The organism is Methylophaga sp. UBA1464 (assembly GCF_002325665.1).
Taxonomy (GTDB): Bacteria; Pseudomonadota; Gammaproteobacteria; order Nitrosococcales; family Methylophagaceae; genus Methylophaga.
Genome location: NZ_DCSO01000036.1, coordinates 449 through 10,536, shown reverse-complemented (window position 1 = coordinate 10,536; position 10,088 = coordinate 449). Strand labels below are relative to the sequence as shown.

At 45.7% G+C, this 10,088-nt stretch carries 11 protein-coding genes; 2 read left to right on the top strand and 9 right to left on the bottom strand.

Annotated features, from left to right (window positions below; genetic code table 11):
• The 9 genes from bamA to rpsB form a co-directional block, all read right to left on the bottom strand.
• Positions 1–1,093: outer membrane protein assembly factor BamA (bamA, locus tag B3O33_RS03750; RefSeq protein ID WP_292362974.1), on the bottom strand; the 1,093-nt coding region annotated here is incomplete at its 3' end.
• A 56-nt stretch (positions 1,094–1,149) separates the two neighbouring features.
• The gene (gene rseP / locus B3O33_RS03745) at positions 1,150–2,487 is read right to left on the bottom strand and encodes an RIP metalloprotease RseP (RefSeq protein ID WP_292361512.1); all 1,338 of its coding nucleotides are present in this window, start codon (positions 2,485–2,487) and stop codon (positions 1,150–1,152) included.
• Positions 2,475–3,665: a 1-deoxy-D-xylulose-5-phosphate reductoisomerase gene (gene ispC, locus B3O33_RS03740; protein WP_292361511.1), complete on the bottom strand. Its 1,191-nt coding sequence runs from the start codon at positions 3,663–3,665 to the stop codon at positions 2,475–2,477. Before ispC ends, rseP begins: the two co-directional genes overlap by 13 nt.
• A complete protein-coding gene (locus tag B3O33_RS03735; protein WP_292361510.1) occupies positions 3,665–4,489 on the bottom strand; it encodes a phosphatidate cytidylyltransferase in 825 nt (274 codons plus the stop codon). The genes ispC and B3O33_RS03735 overlap by 1 nt, the downstream gene beginning before the upstream one ends.
• Positions 4,482–5,225: an isoprenyl transferase gene (locus tag B3O33_RS03730; RefSeq protein ID WP_292361509.1), complete on the bottom strand. Its 744-nt coding sequence runs from the start codon at positions 5,223–5,225 to the stop codon at positions 4,482–4,484. Before B3O33_RS03730 ends, B3O33_RS03735 begins: the two co-directional genes overlap by 8 nt.
• 24 nt (positions 5,226–5,249) lie before the next feature.
• Positions 5,250–5,807 carry a ribosome recycling factor gene (gene frr / locus B3O33_RS03725; protein WP_292361508.1) on the bottom strand — a complete coding sequence of 186 codons (558 nt, stop codon included), beginning with the start codon at positions 5,805–5,807 and terminating at the stop codon, positions 5,250–5,252.
• 8 nt (positions 5,808–5,815) lie between these two features.
• On the bottom strand, positions 5,816–6,541 hold the full coding sequence (gene pyrH / locus B3O33_RS03720; RefSeq protein WP_292361507.1) for a UMP kinase: 726 nt from the start codon (positions 6,539–6,541) through the stop codon (positions 5,816–5,818).
• Positions 6,542–6,544: 3 nt separating this feature from the next.
• Positions 6,545–7,426: a translation elongation factor Ts gene (tsf, locus tag B3O33_RS03715; protein WP_292361506.1), complete on the bottom strand. Its 882-nt coding sequence runs from the start codon at positions 7,424–7,426 to the stop codon at positions 6,545–6,547.
• A gap of 102 nt (positions 7,427–7,528) precedes the next feature.
• A complete protein-coding gene (rpsB, locus tag B3O33_RS03710) occupies positions 7,529–8,281 on the bottom strand; it encodes a 30S ribosomal protein S2 (protein WP_292361505.1) in 753 nt (250 codons plus the stop codon).
• 261 nt (positions 8,282–8,542) lie between these two features.
• Here rpsB and map point away from each other — a divergent pair, with 261 nt between their 5' ends.
• Both map and B3O33_RS03700 read left to right on the top strand, forming a co-directional pair.
• A complete protein-coding gene (gene map / locus B3O33_RS03705; RefSeq protein WP_292361504.1) occupies positions 8,543–9,310 on the top strand; it encodes a type I methionyl aminopeptidase in 768 nt (255 codons plus the stop codon).
• Between the two features lie 12 nt (positions 9,311–9,322).
• A partial coding sequence (locus tag B3O33_RS03700; protein WP_292362971.1) for a nucleotidyltransferase domain-containing protein occupies positions 9,323–10,088 on the top strand: 766 nt, incomplete at its 3' end.

Here is a 10,088-nt window from a genome sequence, read left to right as displayed (position 1 = left end):
GACGCAATACTTCATCACGGGTTTTGCTATTACCTGAAATATTGATACGACGTACATAAGCCCGACGACCCGGGTCGACAAAGAAAGTCAGATTAACTTCCCGCGTTTCACGATCAATATCAGGTACGGCATTCACGTTGGCAAAAGCATAACCATCATTACCTAATCGATCTGTAAGTCTTTCAGAACTGGAGGTAATAGCCTTTCTGGAGAACACCGAGTTTTTACGGATGGTAACCAAATTAAATAATTCTTCTTCCGGCACAATCAAGTTGCCGGCCAATCTTACTTCATTGATTTTGTAGCGTTCACCTTCAGCAATATTGATGGTGATGAACATCTGTTTTTTATCATCTGAGATCGTTACCTGTGTGGATTCTACGGTGAAATCGACATAACCACGATCCAGATAAAATGAACGTAATGATTCAAGGTCAGCTGATAGTTTCTGACGGGAATACTGATTGTCTTTGGTTAACGAAGATAACCAGCCACCAGTAGTCGATTCAAACTCGCCAAGCAGTTCTTCATCATCATAAGAATTATTACCGACAATATTAATCTCACCGATGGTGGCAACCACACCTTCTGCCATATTAATCCGGACGGCTACACGATTGCGCGATAATGGCGTCACTTCTGAATCAATAGCCACACCATATTTACCACGGCTGAAGTACTGACGCTGCAGTTCCAGCTCAACCCTTTCCAGCATGGCCTGCTCAAACACCTGGCCTTCAGCAAAACCAATCTGGCGTAATGACTTGGTCAACTCTGCACTGTCCAAATCTTTGTTACCGACAAACTCGATGCTGGAAATTGCAGGACGTTCACTGACTTTAATGACTAACACACCATCATCACGCTCAACCTGTACATCGTTGAAATATTTCGATTTAAACAGTGAGCGGATAATGCCTCTGACATCATTTTCCGTCAGCTCATCGCCTACTTTGACTGGTAGGAAGTTAAAAACCGTCCCAGCGGAGATCCTTTGTAACCCCTCCACCCGGATATCTTTGATGATAAACTCCTCGGCCCAAGCTGCAGAGGATAACAAGATGAGCGTCAATGCTGTGATGATTTGTTTCATTGTTGTTTTACAGTCAGTCAGCCGAAGAAATCGTAAGTGTACCTGCAATGTGTGGATTAGCCAATGAGTCGAGCAATGTCATTTGTAAAAGCGAATACCATCAACAGCAGAATCAAAAATAATCCAATTTTTTGTACCTGGATTTGTACCGATTCCGGTAACGGTTTGCCACGAATCCATTCAAAAAAATACATCAGTAAATGACCACCATCCAGCACTGGTACAGGTAATAGATTTAATATCCCTAAACTGATACTGATCATGGCTAAAAAACTGATAAAGGCGACAAATCCTTGCTGAGCAGAATCTCCGGCAAATTGTGCAATAGCAATTGGCCCACCCAGGTTGTCACTGGAAACCGTACCGACAAGCATCCCCCATAAACCGCTCAAGGTCGTGACACTAAATTGCCAGGTTTGTGTAACGGCCTGAGGAATAGCCGTCAATGGTCCATAGCGTAACTCTGCTTGCAATTCTGTCGGTATTTCAAATGCATCTGTATTGACTGCGGCACCAATACGTCCCATTCCATTATCATCTGCAGCGGGGGTAATAATCAGTTGCTGTATGACGCCATTGCGTAGGATTTCGACTTCGATAGGTTGCTCAGCACTATTCTGAATTAACGTCACCCATGCCTGCCAACTCTGCAATGGTTTTCCATCAGCAGAAATTAATTCGTCTCCGGCTTGTAAGCCTGCTTTTTCTGCAGGACTATCGGCAACGATCTTGCCCAAAATCGGGGGCATTTCTGGTTGCACGGTTTTTATACCAATTTGATTAAACAGGGTTGCTGCATCGTCAAGACCAAGCTTTGGTAAAGTGAGTTGTTTGGTGGTTTCGATATCAGCACTACGTGTTGTCAGTGAGACGGTTTCACCAGATTGTGCCAATCTCAACCATTGCTGAAACAAGCTGTTTATTGTTGGTGTTGCTTTACCGTTAACGGCAATAATTTGCTCACCCGGAGTAAGCTGAGCCATGGCTGCTGGTGAGTCAACCGTGACTTCATCAATAATCGGCTTTATTCCCGGTACTCCAATGATCAGAATCATCCAGTAGGCAAACACGGCAAATAAAAGGTTGGCAACAGGCCCTGCTGAGACAATCGCAACGCGGTTTTTTAATGGCTGGCGATTAAAAGTTTGTCCCAGATCAGCATCTGCCACCGGCCCTTCGCGTTCATCCAGCATCTTGACATAACCACCTAAAGGCAGCGCTGCAATCACAAATTCAGTGCCATTTTTTAATTGTTTTGACCACAGTTTCTGGCCAAAACCGACCGAAAAACGCAATACTTTCACCCCACAACGCCGTGCTACCCAGTAGTGTCCAAATTCATGGATAACCACCAGCAGGCTGAGGGCGATAATAAAAAAGATTAATGATTGCATAACTTCCGCATCTGCTGTTGAGCGACCTTTCTGGCCATTTGATCGGCAGACAAAATGTGTTCCAGTGAATCTGCTGCTGTTGATTGTACGCCTTCTAAAACATCAGCAATGATCCGGGCAATATCAGTAAACTTAATTTTGCGGTTAAGAAAGGCTTCTACTGCCACTTCATTAGCGGCATTAAGTATAGCCGTACTGGTTCCCCCTGCATTTAATGCCTTATAAGCAAGGGCCAGGCAAGGGAATCGCGCAAAGTCCGCTTCCGAGAAATCCAGCCTTCCCGCCTTCACCAGATCCAAAGGCTCAACTCCAGAATCTATACGTTGCGGCCAGGCTAACGTATTGGCAATCGGTGTACGCATATCGGGATTCCCCATTTGCGCCAGCACCGAACCATCCGCATAGTCCACCATGGAATGAATAATACTCTGGCGGTGCAACACGACCTCAATCTTGTCACTGCTCACTCCAAATAACCAGTGCGCTTCGATAACCTCCAGTCCTTTATTCATCATCGTGGCGGAATCAACGGATATTTTCTGGCCCATCGACCAATTTGGATGCGCTACCGCCTGTTCTGGCGTAACCCTATCCAGATCGTCAATATCCCAATCCCGAAACGGTCCACCTGATGCCGTCAGAATAATTCTGCGGATACCTTTATTTTCAAAATGATATTGCTGGGTATCGCCGACTGGCATGCATTGCCATATCGCATTATGTTCACTATCAACAGGAAGCAATATTGCATTATTCGCTTCCACTTCGCGCATCAGTAAAGCACCACTCATCACCAGCGCTTCTTTATTGGCCAGCAAAATACGTTTACCGGCTTTTGCTGCGGCCAGGGTGGGAAGTAATCCTGCAGCCCCCACAATAGCAGCTACCACAATATCAGTTTCATCTGCACTAGAAATCATTTCCAAAGCTTGCATACCGCTTTGCACAGCAGTAGCCAAACCGGCTTTACGAAGTTTTATTTCGAGTTGTTCTGCCGAATCCGGGCATAACATAACGGCCACAGCCGGTTGAAATTGAATGCATTGCTCAAATATCGTATCAACTGATTTATTAGCCGCTAAGGCGTATACAGAGTATTTTTCAGGATGACGCTGTAAAACATCTAAAGTGCTGATACCAATTGAACCGGTTGAGCCGAGAATAGTAACCTGCTGCATTAAAACTGACCTGTCAGCCATAACAGCGCAGCAAAAAACGGAACGGCCGCCAGCAGACTATCCATCCTGTCCAGCATACCGCCGTGCCCCGGTATAAGTTGCCCACTGTCTTTTATCTGGTAACTGCGCTTAAACAGACTTTCAAATAAATCACCACTGACCGAAATCAAACCGCTTATCAGGCTGATAGCAAGCCAGCCGCTCAGTGATAAATTCTGGGAAATACCCAGCAAATATGCCAGAACGCTCCAGAGTGCTACTAACACCAGAGCTCCGGCAAGACCTTCAAGCGTTTTATTCGGACTGATAGCCCTGGCCAGAGCATGTTTTCCCCAGCGTTTACCTGCGAAATATCCACCGGTATCGGCCAGCCATACACTTATCAAAACATATAAAACCAAGACTGGACCATTCGGAGCTAAGCCATGCAGCCATACCGCGCTGTAAACAAACAATAACGTGACCAGCATGCTGAGCAGATAGGTAAATACTTTATTGTGGAAGCACCCAGCAAGAATGCCGGGTAAAGGTCGGTGTGCAAATAAAACAATGAGCAGACTGAACAGAATCCAGAACAGTAAGCCGCTGAACAATATATGGTCAATCGCTGCCGTCGTAAGCAATACTGCCAGAACAGCAACAAATGAAATACTGGCCAATACTTTGAACATGGGTTTGATTGCTGCCATGGAGAGCCATTCCCATATCGCCATCAACGCAACAACCGTCAGTAAAGCAATAAAACCGATACTGGGTAATAGCAAAATGGCCATTATCACTAACGGAATTAACACTGCCGCAGCCAATAAACGCTGTTTAAGCATCTTCTTTACCTGCTAACTGTTCCGATGTACGACCAAACCGTCGTTCACGGCTGGAAAACGAATCTATTGCTATATCCAAATTCTGGGCATTAAATTCAGGCCAAAGTGTCTCGGTAAAATACAATTCGGTATACGCCAGCTGCCACATCAGAAAATTACTGATACGTTGTTCACCGCCTGTACGGATGAACAGATCCGGTTCAGGCAAATCGGCCGTCACCAAATGACCGGCAATAACACTTTCATCAATCTGCTCTGGATCGAGTTCGCCGTTTTGGATTTTTTTCGCAATCTGCTTAACTGACTGAGTAATGTCCCAGCGCCCACCATAGTTGGCAGCAATATTCAGGATCAAACCATCGTTTTCAGCCGTTAATGCCGTTGCATCCGCAATCTGTTGCTGTAATGACACCGAAAAACGACTGATATCACCAATGACATTAAGACGGATATTGTTTTTATGCAGACGTTTAACCTGGTTATCCAGTGCATGACTGAATAACTCCATCAGTAAATTGACTTCCTTACCGGGTCGTCGCCAGTTTTCACTGCTGAAGGCAAACAGGCTGAGTACTTCCACACCGCAGGCGACACAATGTTTAACAATGCCTTCAACCGCTCGGACACCAGCTCGGTGCCCCATAAATCGCGGTTGTAGCCGTTGTTTTGCCCAGCGACCATTGCCATCCATGATGATAGCAATGTGTCTGGGTATGGAACGACCGGAAGAATTCATTTGGTATGGCTAAACCGTAATGGCTTAGACCGCCATCAAATCGGTTTCTTTTTCAGCCAGTAAGTCATCAATCTGTTTGATGGTAGTATCGGTCAGCTTTTGAATGGCCTCTTCCGCACCACGCTGTTCATCTTCCGAAATGGCTTTGTCTTTTAATAAATCTTTGAAGCTGCCATTCGCATCACGACGAATATTACGCACAGCGATACGTGCATTTTCAGCTTCAGATTTAGCCACTTTGACCAAATCTTTACGACGTTCTTCAGTTAAGGGCGGAATCGGAATACGAATAGTCATTCCTGCACTATTTGGATTCACCCCCAAATCAGATGTCATAATGGCTTTTTCGATCACCGGAACCATATTTTTTTCCCATGGCGCCACCGTGAGCGTTCTGGAATCTTCGATACCAACACTCGCCACCTGACTCAAGGGAACATCGGAACCGTAATATGGCACGGTAACATGATCTAATAAACTGGTATGTGCGCGGCCAGCACGGATTTTCGCCAGTGCAGTTGCCAGAGCCGCAACACTTTTCTGCATTCGGTCTGCTGCATCTTTTTGAATATCATTAATCATGATTTGTCCTATTTCACCAATGTACCAACATTTTTCCCATACACTATGTCAGTGAGATTACCGTATTCATGAACATTAAATACCCTTAAAGGCATTTTCTGTTCCTGACACATCACTACTGCCGTTGTATCCATTACTGCCAGGCGATTATTAATAACTTCATCATAAGACAGCGTGTCATAACGGATGGCTTCGGGATCTTTCCTTGGATCTGAATTATATACACCATCTACCTGGGTGCCTTTAAGCATGAGCTCAGCACCAATTTCTACAGCACGCAAACTGGCTGCTGAATCTGTGGTAAAAAATGGATTACCGGTACCCGCAGCAAAAATCACTACCCGGCCTTTTTCTAAATGCCGAATAGCACGGCGGCGCAGATAATCTTCACAGACTTCATGAATACGTATCGCGGACATGACACGGCAGAATGTTCCATTACGTTCCAGAGCATCCTGCAGTGCCAGCGCATTTAATACGGTTGCCAACATGCCCATGTGATCGGCACTGACTCTATCCATGCCACTGGCGGCAAGGCCAGCACCACGAAAAATATTGCCACCGCCGATAACAATACCCAGCTGAACACCCTGGGCATTCAGCTCGGATATCTCTTTCGCAAACCGGGAAATCACTTCGGGTTGAATGCCATACTCGGCATTACCCATTAAAGCCTCACCACTCAGTTTGAGCAGAATACGCTTATAAACAAGCTGATTTCCGGTTTCCGTCATGGTTTAGTTTCCTCGTGCCTGAGCCATAACTTCTTCGGCAAAGTTATCAACTTTTTTCTCGATGCCTTCACCGACTTCATAACAGGCAAAGGCTTCAACCGTTGCACCCGCTTGTTTAACCAGCTTTTCAACCGTGACATCAGGGTCTTTAACAAACGCCTGGCCCAGCAGGCTGATTTCGTTAACGAACTTGCTCATGCGGCCTTCGATCATTTTTTCAACAATCGCTTCCGGCTTACCGCTTTCACGTGCCTGGGTTGCGACGATATCACGCTCTTTTTGCAATAATTCTTCTGGAAGTTCAGCAGCAGATACCGCTTGCGGACGGCTGGCAGCAACATGCATTGCCAAATCTTTTGCCAGACTTTCATCACCACCGTTAAGCTTGACCAGTGTTCCGATACGGTCACCGTGGCGGTAAGCACCAATGACACCCGAATCAGTGTTCACCAAAGTAAAGCGGCGAACCTGAATATTTTCACCAATTTTAGCAATCAGCGATTGGCGGACAGTATCGATGCTTTCACCGTTACTTAATGTCAATTGCAACAATGCATCTAAATCAGCAGGCTGTGCTTCCAGAACTTTCTTCGCTACGGCATCGACGAAACCAATAAAATCATCTGCTTTCGCGACAAAGTCTGTTTCTGAATTCACTTCAAGCATCACTGCCTGTTTATTATCGGCACTGGTTTCGATGGCAATAATACCTTCGGCAGCAACACGGTCAGACTTCTTGTCAGCTTTCGCCAGACCAGATTTACGCATCTCTTCAATTGCTGCTTCGATATCACCATTAGATTCAACCAATGCTTTTTTGCATTCCATCATGCCGGAGCCGGTACGCTCACGCAGTTCTTTTACTAAAGCTGCAGTTATAGCCATTTTTGTAACCCTTAAAATCAATTTTTGTGAACGGCCTGTTTCAGACCACACATACGACACAGGCCCGCCTTTAAGCGAGCCTGTTTAAGTCATTAGCAGAACTTATTCAGCTGCGGCTGGAGCATTCTCTTCCGCAACTTCTACAAATTCATCTCCGGCATCACCTGTAGTGACAGATGCACGGCCTTCCAGAATAGTGTCAGCGATATTAGCTGTATACAGGCGAATGGCCCGCATGGAGTCGTCGTTGCCAGGGATAACGTAATCAACACCGTCAGGATTACTATTGGTATCTACAACCGCAATCACGGGGATACCCAGTTTGTTTGCTTCCTGAATAGCGATGCGCTCATGATCAACGTCGATAATGAACAAAGCATCAGGCAGGTTACCCATTTTCTTGATACCACCAATGCTTTTTTCCAGTTTTTCCTGTTCACGTGACAGGTTCAGAACTTCTTTCTTTTTCAAACCTTCTGTTTTACCTGATTCGATCATCGCCTGAATTGCTTCAAGACGTTTGATTGATTGGCGAACGGTTTGGTAGTTTGTCAGCATGCCGCCTAACCAGCGACGGTTGACGTAAGGCATGCCACAACGTTCAGCATCTTCACGGATAGCATCCTGTGCAGCACGCTTGGTGCCAACGAACAGAATACGGCCTTTTTTGGAAGCCAGTTTGCTGACGTAGTTGAGTGCGTCGTTGAACATTGGCAGACTGTGCTCAAGGTTAACGATATGAATATTGTTGCGCTTACCAAAGATGAAAGGACCCATTTTTGGGTTCCAGTAACGTGTTTGGTGACCGAAGTGAACGCCTGCTTCAAGCATTTGGCGCATTGTAATTTTAGCCATTTTTATACCTATATATATGGGGTTAAACCTCCACGCACCCCAGCTATCGACTGATCTGATGTTCAGACAGCACCCCGAAAACTGTGTCGGCACGTGTGTGATTTTGCCTTTGCTAAGGCGCGCATATTATTCCACAGTTACCAACTAAAACAAAGCACCAACCGTATATAGCTTGGATTAGCCCGCTTAGCTGGCAGTTCAATGCTTTTTGCGGCAAACTATGCTTTGTCTTTTTATCGTTAACAGCAATCAGGATCTGGCATGGGCGTGACCATCAAAACAGCCGAAGAAATCGAAAAAATGCGTGTGGCAGGCAAGCTTGCCGCTGACGTTTTAACCATGATCGAACCGCATGTGGTTGCGGGCATCACCACCGATGAATTAAACACCATTTGTCACGATTATATTGTTAACGAACAAAAAGCCATTCCTGCACCTTTGAATTATCATGGTTTCCCCAAGTCCATCTGTACCTCGGTCAATCATGTTATCTGCCACGGTATTCCCAGTGATAAAAAACTCAAAGATGGCGACATTATTAATATCGATATCACGGTTATTAAAGATGGTTATCACGGGGATACCAGCAAAATGTTTCATGTCGGCAAAACATCAATCCTGGCTCAGCGATTGTCTCGTGTCGCTCGTGAATGCATGATGATTGGCATTGATATGGTCAAACCGGGTATCAAGCTGGGCGATATCGGCCATGCCATTCAGCAACATGCGGAGAACGAGCACTTTTCTGTTGTCAGAGAATATTGTGGACATGGCATCGGCCAGGTATTTCACGAAGAACCACAGGTGTTGCATTATGGTTCACCAGACACCGGTATGACATTGCAGGCCGGCATGACATTTACTATTGAACCGATGATCAATGCCGGTAAACGTCAGGTCCGCCAACTTCCTGATGGCTGGACAGTGGTGACCAAAGACCGTTCCTTATCGGCCCAATGGGAACATACCATTCTGGTTACTGATGATGGTCACGAAATATTAACCCTTCGGGAAGAAGAACGCTCATAGGAGCATCCATTAATGGCAATTGCTGCACAATCTGTCTGGGAGTTCGGTCAGACGGATAAGGCGACTGGCTGTCGCGATATCCTCGCTAAAGCCTCCCAACATTTAAAGAAATGTTTTTTTGAAGATGAAGCTGACATTGACTGGCTGGTTCATCAACAATCACATTTTGTGGATGAAGTACTGCAATTTCTATGGAAAAAGCATCTTGCAGCAGAAACCACACTGAGTCTGATTGCTGTGGGTGGCTATGGACGAGGTGAATTACATCCCCATTCTGATGTGGATTTGCTGGTGTTACTGGATGATTCAGTAGCCGAAGCGCCGCCAGCCGCATTATCAGATTTCCTGACCCAATTATGGGATATCGGACTTGAAATCGGCCATAGTGTTCGCACAATTAGTGAATGCCGCCAGCAGGCTGAAGACGATATCACTATTGCTACCAACTTACTGGAAGCACGGCTTTTATCGGGCAATCAACAATTGTTCGAGCAGTTACAACAACTGACGGTTTCAAACAAAACGTGGGATACCCGACTTTTTTACGAGCGCAAAAAACAGGAACAGATTCAGCGGCATCATAAATACAACGATACCGGTAACAACCTTGAGCCAAATCTAAAAGAATCGCCCGGTGGTCTGCGGGATATTCAGGTGATCAACTGGGTTGCTCAACAACATTTTGATGTACGGAATCTGCAAGGCCTGAAATCCAAAGGCTTTCTGGCCGAAAGCGAGTTCGATATTCTGCAACAGGCACGACGTTTTCTGTGGCGGG

What these genes read in the sequence shown, in the direction of transcription:
- rseP (WP_292361512.1), bottom strand. Translation starts at nt 2,487, where the DNA reads ATGCAATCATTAATCTTTTTTATTATCGCCCTCAGCCTGCTGGTGGTT.
- ispC (WP_292361511.1), bottom strand. Translation starts at nt 3,665, where the DNA reads ATGCAGCAGGTTACTATTCTCGGCTCAACCGGTTCAATTGGTATCAGC.
- B3O33_RS03735 (WP_292361510.1), bottom strand. Translation starts at nt 4,489, where the DNA reads ATGCTTAAACAGCGTTTATTGGCTGCGGCAGTGTTAATTCCGTTAGTG.
- B3O33_RS03730 (WP_292361509.1), bottom strand. Translation starts at nt 5,225, where the DNA reads ATGAATTCTTCCGGTCGTTCCATACCCAGACACATTGCTATCATCATG.
- frr (WP_292361508.1), bottom strand. Translation starts at nt 5,807, where the DNA reads ATGATTAATGATATTCAAAAAGATGCAGCAGACCGAATGCAGAAAAGT.
- pyrH (WP_292361507.1), bottom strand. Translation starts at nt 6,541, where the DNA reads ATGACGGAAACCGGAAATCAGCTTGTTTATAAGCGTATTCTGCTCAAA.
- tsf (WP_292361506.1), bottom strand. Translation starts at nt 7,426, where the DNA reads ATGGCTATAACTGCAGCTTTAGTAAAAGAACTGCGTGAGCGTACCGGC.
- rpsB (WP_292361505.1), bottom strand. Translation starts at nt 8,281, where the DNA reads ATGGCTAAAATTACAATGCGCCAAATGCTTGAAGCAGGCGTTCACTTC.
- map (WP_292361504.1), top strand. Translation starts at nt 8,543, where the DNA reads ATGGGCGTGACCATCAAAACAGCCGAAGAAATCGAAAAAATGCGTGTG.